The organism is Trichlorobacter lovleyi, assembly GCF_015239775.1.
Lineage (GTDB): Bacteria > Desulfobacterota > Desulfuromonadia > Geobacterales > Pseudopelobacteraceae > Trichlorobacter > Trichlorobacter lovleyi_B.
In genome coordinates, this window is sequence record NZ_CP058409.1 from 2,449,495 (window position 1) to 2,465,727 (window position 16,233).

The 16,233-nt window shown below is 61.3% G+C and carries 13 protein-coding genes; 12 read left to right on the plus strand and 1 reads right to left on the minus strand.

Annotated features, from left to right (window positions below):
* Positions 1–7 precede the first annotated feature (7 nt).
* The 12 genes from tilS to FY034_RS11400 all read left to right on the plus strand — a co-directional run bounded on the left by tilS (position 8) and on the right by FY034_RS11400 (position 13,112).
* Entirely contained in the window at positions 8–1,417 is a 1,410-nt protein-coding gene (gene tilS, locus FY034_RS11345) for a tRNA lysidine(34) synthetase TilS (protein ID WP_265550601.1), read from the plus strand.
* Positions 1,418–1,536: 119 nt separating this feature from the next.
* Complete coding sequence (gene ftsH / locus FY034_RS11350) at positions 1,537–3,444, plus strand: ATP-dependent zinc metalloprotease FtsH (protein WP_322573220.1); 1,908 nt, start codon at positions 1,537–1,539, stop codon at positions 3,442–3,444.
* A 47-nt stretch (positions 3,445–3,491) separates the two neighbouring features.
* Positions 3,492–4,682 (plus strand): dihydropteroate synthase, encoded by a 1,191-nt coding sequence (gene folP / locus FY034_RS11355; RefSeq protein WP_322573221.1) that lies wholly within the window; start codon positions 3,492–3,494, stop codon positions 4,680–4,682.
* A gap of 22 nt (positions 4,683–4,704) precedes the next feature.
* Entirely contained in the window at positions 4,705–5,451 is a 747-nt protein-coding gene (gene cdaA, locus FY034_RS11360; RefSeq protein WP_265550602.1) for a diadenylate cyclase CdaA, read from the plus strand.
* Between the two features lie 24 nt (positions 5,452–5,475).
* A complete protein-coding gene (gene glmM / locus FY034_RS11365; protein ID WP_265550605.1) occupies positions 5,476–6,834 on the plus strand; it encodes a phosphoglucosamine mutase in 1,359 nt (452 codons plus the stop codon).
* Position 6,835: 1 nt separating this feature from the next.
* The gene (locus FY034_RS11370; RefSeq protein WP_265550607.1) at positions 6,836–7,555 is read left to right on the plus strand and encodes a pyridoxine 5'-phosphate synthase; all 720 of its coding nucleotides are present in this window, start codon (positions 6,836–6,838) and stop codon (positions 7,553–7,555) included.
* Positions 7,552–7,932, plus strand: coding sequence for a holo-[acyl-carrier-protein] synthase (locus tag FY034_RS11375; RefSeq protein WP_265550610.1), 381 nt, complete (start codon positions 7,552–7,554; stop codon positions 7,930–7,932). Before FY034_RS11370 ends, FY034_RS11375 begins: the two co-directional genes overlap by 4 nt.
* Positions 7,929–9,503 (plus strand): NAD(P)H-hydrate dehydratase, encoded by a 1,575-nt coding sequence (locus FY034_RS11380; RefSeq protein WP_265550611.1) that lies wholly within the window; start codon positions 7,929–7,931, stop codon positions 9,501–9,503. The genes FY034_RS11375 and FY034_RS11380 overlap by 4 nt, the downstream gene beginning before the upstream one ends.
* A gap of 15 nt (positions 9,504–9,518) precedes the next feature.
* A complete protein-coding gene (locus FY034_RS11385) occupies positions 9,519–9,968 on the plus strand; it encodes a CBS domain-containing protein (protein WP_265550614.1) in 450 nt (149 codons plus the stop codon).
* An 8-nt stretch (positions 9,969–9,976) separates the two neighbouring features.
* On the plus strand, positions 9,977–10,507 hold the full coding sequence (tsaE, locus tag FY034_RS11390) for a tRNA (adenosine(37)-N6)-threonylcarbamoyltransferase complex ATPase subunit type 1 TsaE (RefSeq protein WP_265550616.1): 531 nt from the start codon (positions 9,977–9,979) through the stop codon (positions 10,505–10,507).
* Between the two features lie 42 nt (positions 10,508–10,549).
* Positions 10,550–11,764 carry an aspartate kinase gene (locus FY034_RS11395; RefSeq protein ID WP_265550618.1) on the plus strand — a complete coding sequence of 405 codons (1,215 nt, stop codon included), beginning with the start codon at positions 10,550–10,552 and terminating at the stop codon, positions 11,762–11,764.
* Positions 11,765–11,912: 148 nt separating this feature from the next.
* Entirely contained in the window at positions 11,913–13,112 is a 1,200-nt protein-coding gene (locus tag FY034_RS11400) for an ATP-binding protein (protein ID WP_265550620.1), read from the plus strand.
* Between the two features lie 10 nt (positions 13,113–13,122).
* Here the strand turns inward: FY034_RS11400 and FY034_RS11405 are convergent, their stop codons facing one another.
* The gene (locus FY034_RS11405; RefSeq protein WP_265550623.1) at positions 13,123–16,230 is read right to left on the minus strand and encodes a CHAT domain-containing protein; all 3,108 of its coding nucleotides are present in this window, start codon (positions 16,228–16,230) and stop codon (positions 13,123–13,125) included.
* Positions 16,231–16,233 lie beyond the last annotated feature (3 nt).

A 16,233-nucleotide genomic window follows, 5' to 3' on the forward strand; every position in this document is an offset into this window, starting at 1 on the left:
CGCACACATGCCTGCACCAATCCACCACAAGCTGCTGGACGCCATCCAGCGTTTCAACCTCTGTAGGCCCGGTGACTGCCTGATTGTCGGGGTCTCGGGCGGTGCCGACTCGGTGGCGTTGCTGGACCTGCTGGCCACCCTGCCCGGCTTTCCGCTGAACCTGGTTGTGGCCCACCTGAATCACTGCCTGCGCGGTGATGAAAGCGATGGCGACCAGCAGTTTGTCCAGCAGCTGGCAGACCGCTACCAGCTGCCCTGTGAGCTGCGTTGCGTTGATGTCAGCCAGCTGGCCCGGCAGCAGCGCCTCTCCCTGGAGGAGGCCGGACGCACGGCGCGCTACGCATTTTTTGACGAACTGCGGACCAGGCACCATGCCGCTGGCATCGCGGTTGCCCACCATGCCGACGACCAGGCCGAGACCCTGCTGTTACGGCTGCTGCGGGGTGCCGGCACCACCGGACTGGCCGCCATGGTAGCGCGGAACCGGGCCGGGATTATCCGGCCGCTGCTGGCGATCAGCCGCCAGGAACTGCGGGAGCACCTGACCGCCCGTGGGCTGACCTTCCGTGAGGACAGCAGCAACCGTGACCAGGCCTACCTGCGTAACCGGGTCCGCCATGAGCTGCTGCCGCTGTTGCAGGAGTACAACCCTGCCATTGCAGAGCGGCTGTCAGCCACCGCCAGCCTGCTGGGGGAGGACGAGACGCTGCTGCTCCACTGCACGGAGACGGCCTTCAGCCAGCTGGCCTGCAGCGGTGCCGGCTGGAACGCCCTGGCGCTGGCCGGTCTGAGGCAGCAGCCGCACGCACTCAGGCTGCGCCTGTATCGTATGGCAATCGAATCACTGCAGGGTCATCAGCAACGCCTTGAACTGCGCCACTACCAACTGCTGGACCGGCTGCTGCTGGAGGGCAGCACCGGTGCCGGCCTGGACCTGCCCGGCAGGCTGACCGCCCTGTTGACCGCAGACCGGCTGCTGCTTGCCCCCAAAGAGCTGCTGCGGCCCGCCCCACCCCGCTGCTGCGGGATTGACGCCCTGGGCAGGTACGAGCTGGGCAACGGCCTGTCACTGCTGGTCGAAGCTGCGGCGGCACCGTCCTCCTGGCACAACCTGCCTGCAGCGGTCTGCTATGTTGACCCGGAGCAGGCCCCCTTCCCCTGGCAGGTACGCCCGGTTGCCCCCGGCGACCGTCTGGAACTACTGGGCAGCACCGGCAGCCGCCCGATTCAGGACATCCTGACCGACCAGAAACTGCCCCGCCACCTGCGGGGATGCCTGCCGCTGATCAGCCAGGACAACCGGCCGCTCTGGCTGGCCGGTATCCGCCGCAGCCGTCATGCCCTGGCTGTTCCCGGCTGCCGGCAGGCGATCCGCATCACCCTCTCCGGGCAGGATCAACTCCCGCTGTTCCCCTGATTCTCTGGCCCCTCGACTCTTAAAAGCCTTGTCGTTGAAGTACAAAGTATGTTAATTTTCCTCAATTTCGCCAGATACTCGAATACACTTAGTTGTTCCGCTCGTGGAGGATTAAACTCTTGAACCAGTTCTACAAAAATCTCGCCCTGTGGCTGGTCATCAGCCTGATGATGATCATGCTGTTCAACATGTTCCAGAAGCCGCGCGTTGTTGAAGACAAACTCAGCTTCAGCGAATTCATGACCCAGATTGATGACAACCGGGTCAAGTCGGTCATCCTGCAAGGCAATGAACTGACCGGTAAATACCTGGACAAGGACAACAAGGAAAAGGCGTTCCGCAGCTACAAGCCCACCTTTGATGCCGACCTGACCGAAAAACTACTGGAAAAGAAGATCACCATCCAGGCCAAGCCGGAAGAAGAGCGGGTCTCCTGGTTCTCAATCTTCATCTCCTGGTTCCCGCTGTTGCTGCTGGTGGGGATCTGGATCTTCTTCATGCGCCAGATGCAGATGGGGGGCGGCAAGGCCATGTCCTTCGGCAAGAGCCGCGCCAAACTGCTGACCGAGGCCCAGGGCAAGATCACCTTTGAGGATGTGGCCGGCATTGAAGAGGCCAAGGAAGAGCTGGAAGAGATCATCGCCTTCCTGAAAGAGCCCAAGAAGTTTACCGCCCTGGGGGGCAAGATCCCCAAAGGGGTGCTGCTGGTCGGCCCTCCCGGCACCGGCAAGACCCTGCTGGCCCGCGCCGTGGCCGGTGAGGCCGGAGTGCCGTTCTTCTCCATCTCCGGTTCCGACTTTGTGGAGATGTTCGTAGGGGTTGGCGCCAGCCGGGTGCGTGACCTGTTCCTGCAGGGCAAGAAAAACGCCCCCTGCATCATCTTTATTGACGAGATCGACGCGGTCGGACGCCATCGCGGTGCCGGACTGGGCGGCGGTCATGACGAGCGCGAGCAGACCCTCAACCAGCTGCTGGTGGAGATGGATGGTTTCGAGTCCAACGAAGGGGTGATCCTGATCGCCGCCACCAACCGCCCTGACGTGCTTGACCCGGCCCTGCTGCGTCCCGGCCGTTTTGACCGGCAGGTGGTGGTTCCCCGCCCGGATGTCAAGGGACGGGAGCAGATCCTGACCGTGCATGCCAAGAAGGTGCCGCTGACCCCCGAGGTTGACCTTGGCGTCATTGCCCGCGGCACCCCCGGTTTCTCCGGTGCCGACCTGGCCAACCTGGTCAATGAGGCAGCCCTGCTGGCAGCCCGTGGCAACAAGACCCTGGTGGATATGCAGGACTTTGATGCTGCCAAGGACAAGGTCCTGATGGGTGCCGAACGCCGCAGCATGGTGATCTCCGACGAGGAGAAGAAGAGTACCGCCTACCATGAGGCCGGCCATACCCTGGTGGCCAAGATGGTGCCGGGCAGCGATCCGGTCCACAAGGTATCGATCATCCCCCGCGGCCGTGCCCTGGGTGTTACCATGCAGCTGCCGATTGAGGACAAGCACAGCTACAACCGTGAATCCCTGCTGGGCCGGATTGCGGTGCTGATGGGCGGTCGTGCCGCTGAAGAGCTGATCTTCAAGACCTTTACCACCGGTGCCGGCAACGACATCGAGCGCGCCACTGAAATGGCCCGCAAGATGGTCTGCGAATGGGGTATGAGCGACCTGATGGGACCGGTCTCCCTGGGCAAGAAGGATGAGTCGATCTTCCTGGGCCGCGACATGGCCATGCACAAGAACTTCAGTGAAGAGACCGCCATCAAGATCGATGAAGAGATCAAGCGGATTGTGGACGAGAGCTACACCCGCGCCATCACGATCCTGCGTGAGCATGAAGAACACCTGCATCAGCTCTCACTCTGCCTGATTGAGAAGGAAAACCTGACAGGCGCCGAGGTTGACGACATCATCGCCGGTAAAGGCCCGGTCTGCACCGGCAAAAAGGCTGATGAACCGGCAAAGCCCGCTGCCGAACCGGCCGCAGAGGCCGTTGAAGAGCCGCAAAAGCCGGTGGACATTCAGGCGTGACCGACGCGCAGGGCCTTGGGGCACAAACTGCAGGGCGCGTATCGTTTGTGCGCGCCCTGAGCCTCAGCTCCCCTGCGGCGGCACAAAAAGAACTGGAGCGGATCGGGGTTGATCCGGCCGGCATCGTCCGGATGCTCCCCAAACTGGAACAGCAGGCCCTGCTGGTACCGCAGGTCCGGGCTGCAGCCGCCAACATCCTGAAGCAGGAGATGCTCTCCCTGGGGGGCGATGCAGCGGTGGCACGGGGTACCGTGGCCTGTTCGGTCAGCAGCACCGACGTGTTGTTGACCGGCACCCGCAAACAGCTGCTGCTGCTCTGCAGCAAGCTGGCAGGACAACCTTTCGGCCTCAAGGCCCTGGCCCTTGAGATAGCAGCCGTTTTGAAAACCGTTCAGCAGCCGCCATCCTGCTGGCAGACCTCCAGACGTCAACTATCCCTGGAGCGTCCGCTGATCATGGGCATCCTGAATGTCACCCCGGACTCCTTTTCCGACGGCGGTTGCTACGCCACGGTTGAGCGGGCGGTTGAGCGGGCCCTGCAACTGGAGGCTGAAGGGGCTGACCTGCTTGACATCGGCGGCGAAAGTACCCGGCCCGGCGCACCGCTTATCTCTGCAGAACAGGAGCTCGCCCGGGTACTGCCGGTGATTGAGGCGCTTGCCAACAGGCTCTCCATCCCGATCTCGGTTGACACCTGGAAAGGCAGCGTGGCTGAGGCCTGTCTGGCTGCCGGGGCAGAGATCATCAATGACATCAGCGGCCTGCACTTTGATCCTGATCTGGCAGCGGTGGTCGCCCGGCATCAGGCCGGTCTGGTCGTGATGCACACCCGGGGCACACCCCAGCAGATGCAGCAGGATACCGCCTACACCGACCTGCTGGGTGAGGTGGCGGCCAGCCTGCTGCAGTCGGCTGCCACCGCACGTGCAGCCGGCATCACCCAGGCGCAGATCTGCCTGGACCCCGGCATCGGCTTTGCCAAGGATCTGCACGGCAACCTGGAACTGCTGCGCCGGCTGCCTGAGCTGGCAAAGCTTGGCTACCCGCTGCTGGTGGGAACCTCACGCAAGGCCTTTATCGGCAGGGTGCTGCAGCGGGAGGTTGCTGCTGACCGGCTGTTCGGCACTGCCGCCACCGTGGCCCATGCCGTAACATCCGGCGCCCGGATTGTGCGGGTGCATGACGTGCAGGCCATGAGAGATGTTGCCCTGATGGCCCATGCCATCAACACCCGCTAACCCTGTACCCCCGAGACAACCAATGAGCTGCCCCATCGACCTTACCGGCATCAGTGACAGCATTATCCTGGCCGCACTGATCTATCTCTTTTCCCTGCTGATCCGGCGTGACGTTGCCCTGCGCCTGCTGGGGGTGATGGGGATCCTGGTCGGCTTCTCGCTGCTGGCCCGCCTGATGCAGGTTGCCCCGCTGATTCGTGTCATCGACGTGATTGTCCTCTCCATGCCGGTTATCCTGGCGATCATCTTCCAGAACGACCTGCGCCGCGCCCTGCTGATGCTGGGCAAGCGCCAGCAGCAGACAGCGGATCAACCGGCGGATGACGGGGCGGTGGATGAGGTACTGCGGGCACTGGCCGACCTGGCCAGCCGCCAGATCGGCGCCCTGATCGTGGTGGTCAGACAGCAGCCGATTGAGCACCTGATCCAGGTGGGCACCGACATTGATGCCAAGGTCACCAGTGAACTGCTCAATTCCATCTTCCTGCCCTACTCGCCGATCCACGACGGGGCCGTGATCCTGCACAAGAGCAAGATCACCCGGGCCGGCTGCCTGTTGCCGCTTTCCCACAATCCTGATATCTCGAAAAGCTTCGGCACCCGGCACCGGGCAGCCCTGGGGCTTTCAGAGCTTTCCGATGCCCTGGTGCTGGTGGTTTCGGAGGAGACCGGCAAGATTTCAGCGGTCCATGACAGCAAGATCACCTACGACATCGACCAGAGCGACCTGAAAAAACTGTTAAAAAAGGCCATGGCGCACCATGGCTGAGAAGCATAAAGGAGTGCATCACCTATGAAAAAACTGTTCGGCACCGACGGCGTCCGCGGCGTTGCCAATATCCACCCCATGACCACCGAAACCGCCATGCAGCTGGGACGGGCCGCCGCCTACATCTTCAAGAGCAGCAGCCGGCGCCGCCACCGGATCGTGATCGGCAAGGACACCCGCCTTTCCGGCTATATGCTGGAAAGCGCCCTGGTGGCAGGGATCTGCTCCATGGGGGTGGATGTGCTGCTGGTGGGGCCGCTGCCCACCCCCGGCATTGCCAACATCACCAAGTCGATGCGGGCTGACGCCGGTGTGGTGATCTCCGCCTCCCACAACCCGTTTCAGGATAACGGGATCAAATTCTTCTCCGGCGACGGCTTTAAACTGCCGGATGAGATCGAACTGAAGATGGAAAAACTGCTGGACTCAAAAAAGATCGAGGCGTTACGCCCCACCGCCACCGAGGTGGGCAAGGCATTCCGGATTGATGATGCGGCCGGACGCTACATCGTGTTCCTCAAAAACAGCTTCCCCCCGGAGCTAGACCTGGCCGGCCTCAAGATCGTGCTGGACTGCGGCAACGGTGCCGCCTACAAGGTGGCGCCGGCAGTGTTTGAAGAGCTGGGGGCCGAGGTAATCCCGCTGGGGGTCAAGCCCAACGGCACCAACATCAATGCCGGCTGCGGCTCGCTGCACCCGGAGGTGATCAGCGAGGCGGTCAAGCAGCACCGGGCCGATATCGGGATCGCCCTGGACGGTGACGCTGACCGGGTAATTGTCTGCGATGAGTTCGGCAACGAGGTTAACGGCGACCAGATCATGGCGATCTGCGCCACCGACATGATCGCCCGCAAACAACTGAAGAAGAAGACCCTGGTGGCCACGGTCATGAGCAACATGGGTCTGGATATCGCCCTGCGCAAGGTTGGCGGCAAGATCATCAAGACCGCCGTAGGTGACCGTTATGTAGTGGAGGAGATGCGTAAAGGGGGGTATAATCTGGGGGGTGAGCAGTCCGGTCACCTGATCTTCCTGGACAACAATACCACCGGTGACGGCGTATTGGCGGCACTGCAGCTGCTGGCCGTGATGCGGCGCCGGGAAAAACCGCTCTCGGAGCTGGCAGAGGTGATGATCCCGCTGCCCCAGGTGCTGGTCAACGTACGGGTCAGGGAGCGCCAGGATATCATGACCATCCCCCCGGTTGCCGCCGCCATCAAAGGGGTTGAGGAGAAACTGGGCAATGAAGGCAGGGTTCTGATCCGCTATTCCGGCACTGAGCCGCTGCTGCGGATCATGCTGGAAGGGCAGGATAAATACGAAATTACCGGATGGGCCAACGAGATCGCCGATCTGGTCAGGCAGCAGATAGGAGAGAAGTAGCATGGCAAAGCTGGGCTTGAATGTTGATCATATCGCCACGGTACGGCAGGCCCGCGGAGGGACCGAGCCGGACCCGGTCACCGCTGCAGCCATCGGTGAGCTGGCCGGGGCCGAAGGGATCACGATCCACCTGCGGGAGGACCGCCGCCATATCCAGGATCGTGACCTTGAGATCCTGCGCAGGACCGTGCAGACCAAACTGAACCTTGAAATGGCTGCCACCGACGAGATGATGGAAATCGCCTGCCGGATCAGGCCGGAACAGTGCACCCTGGTGCCGGAAAAACGTCAGGAGCTGACCACCGAAGGCGGCCTGGATGTGCTGGGCAACCTGGCCGCCATCAGCGGGGCAGCCGGCAGGCTGCACGGGGCCGGGATCCTGGTCAGCCTGTTTGTTGATCCGGCAGCGGAGCAGATCAGGGCCTCAAAGGAGAGCGGTGCCGATGCGATCGAGATCCATACCGGCCGCTATGCCGAGGCCCGCGGTGAAAAGTCCCGCCACCATGAGCTGGCTGCGATCCGTGAGGCGATCAGGCTGGGCAATGAGCTGGGATTGACCGTGCATGCCGGGCATGGCCTGAATTACGTCAACATCCTCCCCCTGACCGGGCTGGCCGGCATCGAAGAGTTCAATATCGGGCACAGCATCATCTCCCGTGCCATGCTGGTGGGCCTTGACCGGGCGGTGCGCGAAATGGTGGCGCTGATCCGCCGGCCATGATCCTCGGCATCGGCATAGACACGGTGGAGATCAGCCGCTTTCAGCGTTTTCTGGATGAGAACAACCAGCCCCTGCTGAACCGGCTCTTTGCCCCGGCCGAGCAGGAGTACTGCCGTCCCAGAAAACAGGCCGCCTCCTGTCTGGCCGCCCGTTTTGCCGCCAAGGAGGCCTTTGTCAAGGCACTGGGGACCGGGCTGCGGGACGGCATCTGCTGGACCGAGATAGCAGTCGGCAACGATCAGCTGGGCAAACCGTTCCTGAAACTGTCAGGACGCGCCCTTCAGCTATTTTCGGAACAAGGGGCTACAGCCGCACACCTGTCACTGTCCCATGATGGTGGCCATGCGGTTGCGCAGGTCATACTGGAGGCGCCATGAAGATCGTCACCGCCCATACCATGCAGGAGCTGGACCGTCGCGCCATTGACGAATACGGCATCCCCGGCCGTGATCTGATGGAACAGGCCGGGCGGGGCTGTGCCGAGCATATCCTGGCCGCCTACGGCACCCGGAGAAGCAAACGGGTCGTGATCCTGGCCGGCAAAGGCAACAACGGCGGCGACGGGTATGTGATTGCCCGCTGTCTGCTGGAAAAAGAGTGGCAGGTGCTGGTGATCGTGCTGGCTGACCGTGACAGCATCCGGGGTGATGCCGAAACCAATCTGGTGCGGCTCCCGGAGGAGATCATAAGTTTTTGCCCCGGCGAAGGGGAGCTGACCGAGAAACATGCCGACGACCTCCTGCAGGCCGACGTGCTGGTGGATGCGCTGCTGGGAACCGGGCTGCGCAGCGACCTGACCGGGGTCTACCTGGAGGCGGTGGAGCTGATCAACACGGCGCCGGGTAAAGTGGTGGCCGTGGATATCCCCACCGGCATCCACGGCACCACCGGCCGGATTCTGGGAAAGACCGTCCACGCCAACATGACGGTCACCTTCGGAATCGCCAAACTGGGCCATGTACTCTATCCGGCTGCCGAGCATGTGGGCAGACTGGTCATCGTGGATATCGGCATCCCGCCCCAACTGATGCAAGAGGCGGTCGGCTACGACTATCTGAACGAAAAGCTGATGGCCCCGCTGGTCAGGCGCCGTGACCGCCAGGCCCACAAGGGGACCTACGGCCACTGCCTGATCATTGCCGGATCAACCGGCAAGACCGGCGCAGCCGCCCTGGCGGCAAACAGCGCAGTCAGGACCGGTTCCGGCCTGGTGACCCTCGCCGTCCCGGAGAGCCTCAACCAGATCCTTGAGATGAAGACCACCGAGGCGATGACCCTGCCGTTGCCCGATGCCGGCAGCGGACACCTGACGACCCACGCCATTGCCCTGCTTGAGAAATACCTGCCGGGCAAAAACGCCCTGGCGATCGGTCCGGGCATTGACCGCCGCCCTGCCGGTGTCACGGTGGTACAGAATCTGGTGGAGAATATTGCTCTTCCGATGGTGATTGATGCCGATGGCCTGAATGCCCTGGCCGAAGACACGACGGTGCTGCACCGCAGACGCTCCCAGAACATTGTCCTGACCCCTCACCCCGGTGAGATGTCCCGCCTGCTGGGTTCTTCCATCCCTGATGTGGCTGCCATCCGCATCTCGGTTGCCCAGGAATTTGCCCGTACCTTCGGGGTGTATGTCGTCCTGAAAGGGGCCCGGACCATCATTGCCGCCCCCAACGGCATGGCGGCCATCAACGGCAGCGGCAACCCCGGCATGGCAAGCGGCGGCATGGGGGATGTACTGACCGGCATTATCGTATCGCTGCTGGGTCAGGGCTACACAACCTGGAACGCCTGCCGCCTGGGGGTATTCATCCACGGCCTGGCCGGCGACCTGGTGGCCATGGAACAGGGCGAGATCGGCATGACCGCCACCGACCTGATGGCACGCATTCCGCTGGCGCTCAACCGGCTCCTGAACCTTCCCGCTAACTATCATCAACCCGCTTAAACCAAGGAGCGACCCATGAAAACTGTTGCCGAGATCATGACCAAAGAGGTGATCACCGTAGGTACCGAGACAACCATCCGCGAGCTGGCCGAGCTGTTCGTCACCCACCGGATCAGCTCACTTCCGGTGGTTGATGCCGCCGGGTCCCTGATCGGTATCGTGACTGAATCAGACCTGGTTGAGCAGAACAAAAGCGTGCACCTGCCGACCGTGATCAGCCTGTTTGACTGGGTGATCTACCTTGAATCAGAGAAGACCCTGGAAAAGGAGCTGAAAAAGATGGGGGCCAGGAGCGTTGCCGACATCTATCAGCCGGAAGCGGTCTCCATCGCCCCGACCGCCTCACTCAGCGAGGCTGCCGACCTGATGAGCGCCCATCACACCAACGCAGTACCGGTGCTTGAAAACGGCAGACTGGTGGGGATTGTGGCACGTATCGACATCATCCGCACCCTGCTGGTGTAGGGAAAAGCATGTCCTGTCCGGTGACATCGCTGGTGATTGAAACCGGCTCTCCAGAACAGACCGAGGCCGTGGGAACCAGCCTGGGCAGACTGCTTGAGGCCGGTGATCTGGTGACCCTGTCCGGTGAACTGGGGGGCGGCAAGACCTGTTTCGTACGTGGCGTGGTCGCATCGCTGGCCCCTGCCAGCAAAGAACTGGTGGCCTCCCCCACCTTTGCCATCCTCAATGAATATCCGGGGCAGCCGCCGGTGCTGCACTACGACTGCTACCGCCTGCGCGGCAGTGACGATGCCCTGGAATTAGGCATAGATGAGCAGCTCTGCGGAGACGGTGTCTGCCTGATTGAGTGGCCGGAACGGATAACCGCCATCCTGCCGGATGACCGGCTTGAAGTCCTGTTTGAATATGCCGGTGACACCCGGCGTGCCATCACCTTTTTGTCCCATGGTTGCCGTGGGGCAAAACTGCTGGCACAGCTTGCTGCCATCGGCGATTCCTGCAAAAAACCCTTGTCTGAGGAACAGCGTTCTGCTATGTAATAGCCCTTTCATCTTTGAACTGTTCTGCGAAGGAGCAACAGTATGGCACTGGTAGTCCAGAAATATGGAGGTACCTCGGTCGGCACCACGGACCGAATCAAGAATGTCGCCAAGCGGATCATCAAGACCTATGAGGCCGGTAATGAGGTGGTGGTGGTGGTTTCCGCCATGTCAGGTGAGACCAACAAACTGGTGGCGCTGGCCAATGATATGGTGGATATCCCTGACAACCGCGAATACGACGTGGTGGTTGCCACCGGTGAGCAGGTCACCATCGGTCTGCTGGCAATGTACCTGAAGTCGCTGGGCTACAAGGCCAAGTCCTACATGGGCTGGCAGGTGCCGATCATCACCGACAGCACCTTTTCCAAGGCCCGGATCGAAAGCATTGACGACACCAAGATGCGCGCCGACCTGAAGGCCGGCAACATTGTAGTGGTGGCCGGTTTCCAGGGCATGGACAAGGACGGCAATCTGACCACCCTCGGCCGCGGCGGTTCCGACACCTCGGCGGTGGCGCTTGCAGCTGCCCTCAAGGCTGATGTCTGCGAGATCTATACCGATGTTGACGGTGTCTATACCACCGACCCCAACGTCTGCAAAGAGGCCCGCAAGGTTGAGAAGGTTTCCTACGACGAGATGCTTGAGCTGGCCAGCCTTGGTGCAAAGGTGCTGCAGATCCGCTCGGTTGAGTTTGCCAAAAAATTTAATGTGGACATTCATGTCCGCTCTAGCCTGAATGAAAACACCGGTACCATGGTTACCAGGGAGGATAAGGATATGGAAGGGATTCTCGTTTCCGGGGTTGCGTACGACAAGAATGAAGCCAAGATTGCCGTACTGGGAGTACCGGACAAACCGGGCATTGCAGCACAGATTCTCACCCCGCTCTCTGATGCGGCTATTTCAGTCGATATGATCGTGCAGAACGTCAGCCATGACGGCCTGACCGACTTCACCTTCACTGTCACCAAGGCCGACCTGAAGAAGGCCCTGCTGATCACCAACGAGGCCGCCAAAGAGATTCAGGCCCAGGAGGTTCAGTCTGACGAGAACATCAGCAAGATCTCCATTGTCGGCCTGGGCATGCGCAGCCATGCCGGTGTTGCCACCCGCATGTTCTCGGTGTTGGCCAAGAACAACATCAACATCGGCATGATCTCCACCTCCGAGATCAAGGTTTCGGTGGTAATCGATGAAAAGTACACCGAGCTGGCCGTACGGGTGCTGCACGAAGAGTTTGGTCTGCAGGGATAATTCTACTCTATTTAATCCAATAACAGATGGGGACACCCTGCCGGTGTCCCCATCTTTGTTTTTGACCTTTGCAAGCATTCTTGCCTATGACGGATAGCATGGTATGCTTACTATCGCAGGCAAATCTTGCAGTACATGGGATACCGGTATGGCAACCAGCCGTAAAACAACACCTCCAGCCAGGCAGACCGGCGCTGATGCAGAACAGGCCCGCATTGCCCGGAATGAGTTTCTCACCAACATGAGCCATGAGATCCGCACGCCGATGAACGGTGTGATCGGCATGGCGCAGCTGCTGCGGACCACGCCGCTGGATGCCGTCCAGAAGGAATATCTTGACTGCCTGGAAGTCTCAGCCAAGAGTCTGATGTACCTGATTAACGACATCATTGACTTCTCCAAGATTGAAGACGGACAGGTTGAGCTGGAAGAGGTTGACTTCAGCCTGCGCGCCACCATCAACAACATCATCAAGACCCAGCATGCCGACCTGCATATCAAAGGCCTGGACCTGCTGATCGAGATCCCCCATACCGTGCCCGACGCCCTCAGGGGTGATCAGCTGCATACCAAGCAGGTCATTCTCAACCTGCTGGGCAATGCCATCAAGTACACCGTACAAGGAACCATCAGGCTGGTGGTCAGCGTTATCGAGCAGCAGGAGGATCAGGTCCTGCTGCAGTTGAGCATCACCGACACCGGCGTCGGCATTGATGAGGAAAATCTGGACAAGCTGTTTGCACCGCTGCTCCGGACCAGCTCACCGGCAAACCGGAAACTGGGAGCAAAGGGGTTGGGGCTTTCGATCAGCAGACGGCTGGTTGAGCTGATGGGCGGCAGGATCTGGGCTGAAAGCAGCGTTGGTATCGGCAGCAGCTTCCACCTGGCACTGCCCTTTATCGTGGCACGCAGGACCGCTGCCTCCGATACCATGGAGGAGCGGGACGCCATCTCGGCACAGTGGGAAGGTCCGGCCTTACAGATCCTGCTGGCTGAAGACAACGCCATTAACCAGAAATTTGCGGTCACCATCCTAGAACGGATGGGGCACCGGGTTACCAGCACCAACAACGGCAAGGAAGCAGTGCAGTTCTGGAAACAAGGGCAGTTTGACCTGATCCTGATGGATATCCAGATGCCGTTGATGGATGGCCGTTCTGCAACAGCCGCCATCAGAAAAGCGGAAGACGGCACTGGCCGGCATATACCGATCATTGCCCTGACCGCCCATGCCCTGCAGGAAGAAAAGCTGCACCTGCTCAGCTCAGGCTTTGACGGCTACGTTCCCAAACCGATGGAGATCAGTGTGCTGACCAGCGAGATGTACAAGCTGCTCATGCAGCCCTGACAGCGTTGTACTACCCCTCCCCGTGCAGCACAAAGACCCCCCAGTAAAACGGGTTGGGGTACCTGCTGCGCATCTGCTCCCGGGCCAGTTTCAGGGCCAGGGCATGGGGCTTGCCCTGCTTCAGGTAACCGTAAAAGAGTGCGACATACTCCACCGCCGGTTCCGAGGCCACCTCCCACAGGCTGACCACCACGCTGCCCGCACCGGCCGACTGGAAGGCCCGGGCAAAGTTGGCCACCCCTTCCCCCTCCACCTCTTTCCCCACCCCGGTCACACAGGCCGAGAGCATCACCAGCTCGGCATGCAGCCTCAGATCAAGCACCTCGCTCAGGGTAAGAAAGCCATCGCTTCCACTCCGCTTGTCCCGTTGACTGAGCAGGATGAACGGCTCATTCACCTCCTGGATCAGCCCCGGTAGCGAGGCATGGGTGGCAAAGTGCAGATAGCGGTACTCCCCCAGCGGCGACTGTTTCACCATTGCCTCGGAGGCCTGCTGCCCCAGCAGTATATCGGGAGGGGCGACAGCCGTACCCAGCAGGGCTGCAATCCTGCGCACCTCGGTCTCGGTTTCCGGCAGGGGGGGAAACAGGATCTGCTGGCCGTGCTGCTTGGGGGCGATGGCCAGACCACGGAAACCCTGCTGGCTCCCCGCTGCCGTTCCAAAATCAGGATTTCCAAGGGCAAACAGGGTGCGGGTCGGATGCCCAGCCGGCAGGGTACGCTTCAACGCCAGCAGGCTGGCTGACTGGTAGTAGGAGACCGCATACCGATCCCCCACGTAGCGTACCTCTTTGCCGGAGCCGGAGCCGGAGCCGTTGCCGGAGCCGGAGCCGTTGCCGGGCAGGGCCAGGATCTCAAACGGCAGGGTGCCCAGGATGCCGTCCGGCACAATGATCAGACGATCGGCCGGACGCGCTGCAGCCAGGCCTTCGGCCAGCAGCAGCCGGTACAGTTCTGCCGCCTGCGCTTGGGAAAAGTCCTGCTGATGGCGGTTGGTAAGCGGCTCCAGGAAGTTCTTGACCTTCTCTTCCAGTAGCGTCCTTTGCAACGGCAGCCGCACCACCTGCTGCACACCGCCTTTCCTGACCACAAACAGGTAGCTCGCATCCTCCCCCAGGGCATAGGCCAGCAGCAGTTCGTCATCTGCCAGCGGCAACTGTTCAGCCGCCACCGGCCGGGGGTAGTTGATGGCCGCGTAGAGGGGGAACTCCCGTTGCAGCCGGGCAATCAGGCGTTCAAGTCGCTGATTCAGCTCCTGGCGCTGCTGCCGGTACTGCGCATACCGCTCTTTCCCGCCACGCACAGCCTGATCCCGCCCGGCATCCAGACTGGTCAGCTGCCGGCGGAGCTGTTGTTCCTCCTGCCGGAGCTCCCGGGAGATTCCGGCAGCGGCCAGCGAACGCCGCCCGCTCTCGGCCACCCGCTCGATCAGGCTGCGGGCCTTGGTTGCCTCGGCAAAATAGAAGGCAGCAGCTGCAGTGCCGGTGCCATAGGAGCGCAGTTCCGGGACAGGCGCCTGATTGTGCAGGACCTGCTCGGCAACGCTGGCGGTCAGGGCACGATAGGTGCGGAACCGTCCGCCACCACCACCGGCTGCCAGGAACGAACCCCGCTCAGCCACGGAGGCCCGCAACTCCTCCAGCAGCTGATAGGATTTCAGCAGGTGCCGGCTCGCCCCGGCATACTCGCCACGCCCCAGCAAGGCGCGGCCGGTCTGCATCTCATGTTCAGCCACCACCTGATCCCCTGCCAGCACCGCCGGGGTCTGTTGCTGCAGTAATGCCAGGGCCTGATCATAGCGGCCGGTCTGCAGGTAGACCTCCACCAGGCCGGGATGCCGCAGATGGACCCCGCTTTTATCAATATGCAACCGGCGGCGTTCATTCAGCAACTGTTCTGCCGTACCCGGGTCGCCGCTAAAGAGATAGGCAGCGGCAAGATTGCTCAGGGCCAGGGCGATATCGAGCTTATTGCCGATGCTGCGCTTCAGCTCAAGCGCCTGCTGATGCCAGCGGATCGCTTCATCGTAGCGCCTGGACTGATAATAGACCATGGCAATATTGTTCAGATTGGTGGCCATATCCTGCCGGGCGCCGATCTCGCGGTTGATCCGCAAGGCATCCTGATAGTTCGCAAGGGCCTGGTCCTGCTGCCCCAGCGCCGCATACACATCACCAATGTTATTGCTTGCCGTGGCCAGCATCCCTTTGCGCCCCAACTGCCGGGCCAGGGTCAGGGCCTGCTGATAGTAGTTTCGAGCCTGGTCATACTGGCCGGAACTCTTGTGCACCACTCCGATATTGTTAAGTATGTTGGCCTGCTGGCGCCTGTCCCCCAGACGTCCGGCAACCTGCAACGCCTCGTCGAAAGCAGCCAGGGCAGCGGGAATCCTGTGCAGATCAAACTCGTTCAGCCCTTTGCGGTTCAGGCTTGAGCAGAGGTCCTCATCCAGGTGATTGCGACGCTGGATGGCAATGGCCTCATCATAGTAGCCAGCGGCCTGGCTGTAATTACCGGACATATTGTAGGCCTGCCCCAGGGTTGCCAGGGCATTTGAAATCCCCGCATGGTTCCCCAGCCGGCGGTTGATGCCAAGCGACTCCTGCAGGTCGCGGATCGCCTCCGGGTAACGTCCCAGCACGGTCTTGACCGTTCCGGTATGAAACAGCAGCAGGGCACTCTCCTCGGACTTAGCTGAGCGGCGTGTCAGGAGCAGCGCCTCTTCCAGCAGCGGCAGGGCCTGCTGATACTGTTCCAGTCCTTTGTACAAAAGCGCACCAAGGTTCAGCAGGTCGTTGGCCAGATCCTCCGGGTTGTTGCGCCGCCGGCTCATCTGCAGCGCCTGTTCGTAATAGCTGCGCGCCCGTTCATTCTGATCGAGCGCATCATAGACCACCCCCAGGCCGTTCAGATTGGCCCAACGGCAGTCGATATCACTACCGCACAAGGCAAACGAACGTTCAAACAGCCGGACCGCCTCGGGATAACGTTTGGCTTCGGTGGCCCTGCTGCCCTCCTCCCAGAGATTCTCGGCCTCGTTCCTGCCGGCAAAGGCGAGCTGGCAAAAAAGCATCAGCATCAAGCCTATCAGGACTATTGTCTGTACGATACGGGACATGCA

Excerpts from the sequence above, each read along its gene's own strand:
- tsaE (WP_265550616.1), top strand. The coding sequence starts at position 9,977 with ATGTCCTGTCCGGTGACATCGCTGGTGATTGAAACCGGCTCTCCAGAA.
- FY034_RS11400 (WP_265550620.1), top strand. The coding sequence starts at position 11,913 with ATGGCAACCAGCCGTAAAACAACACCTCCAGCCAGGCAGACCGGCGCT.
- FY034_RS11370 (WP_265550607.1), top strand. The coding sequence starts at position 6,836 with ATGGCAAAGCTGGGCTTGAATGTTGATCATATCGCCACGGTACGGCAG.
- FY034_RS11385 (WP_265550614.1), top strand. The coding sequence starts at position 9,519 with ATGAAAACTGTTGCCGAGATCATGACCAAAGAGGTGATCACCGTAGGT.
- glmM (WP_265550605.1), top strand. The coding sequence starts at position 5,476 with ATGAAAAAACTGTTCGGCACCGACGGCGTCCGCGGCGTTGCCAATATC.
- cdaA (WP_265550602.1), top strand. The coding sequence starts at position 4,705 with ATGAGCTGCCCCATCGACCTTACCGGCATCAGTGACAGCATTATCCTG.
- tilS (WP_265550601.1), top strand. The coding sequence starts at position 8 with ATGCCTGCACCAATCCACCACAAGCTGCTGGACGCCATCCAGCGTTTC.
- FY034_RS11375 (WP_265550610.1), top strand. The coding sequence starts at position 7,552 with ATGATCCTCGGCATCGGCATAGACACGGTGGAGATCAGCCGCTTTCAG.
- FY034_RS11380 (WP_265550611.1), top strand. The coding sequence starts at position 7,929 with ATGAAGATCGTCACCGCCCATACCATGCAGGAGCTGGACCGTCGCGCC.
- FY034_RS11395 (WP_265550618.1), top strand. The coding sequence starts at position 10,550 with ATGGCACTGGTAGTCCAGAAATATGGAGGTACCTCGGTCGGCACCACG.
- FY034_RS11405 (WP_265550623.1), bottom strand. The coding sequence starts at position 16,230 with ATGTCCCGTATCGTACAGACAATAGTCCTGATAGGCTTGATGCTGATG.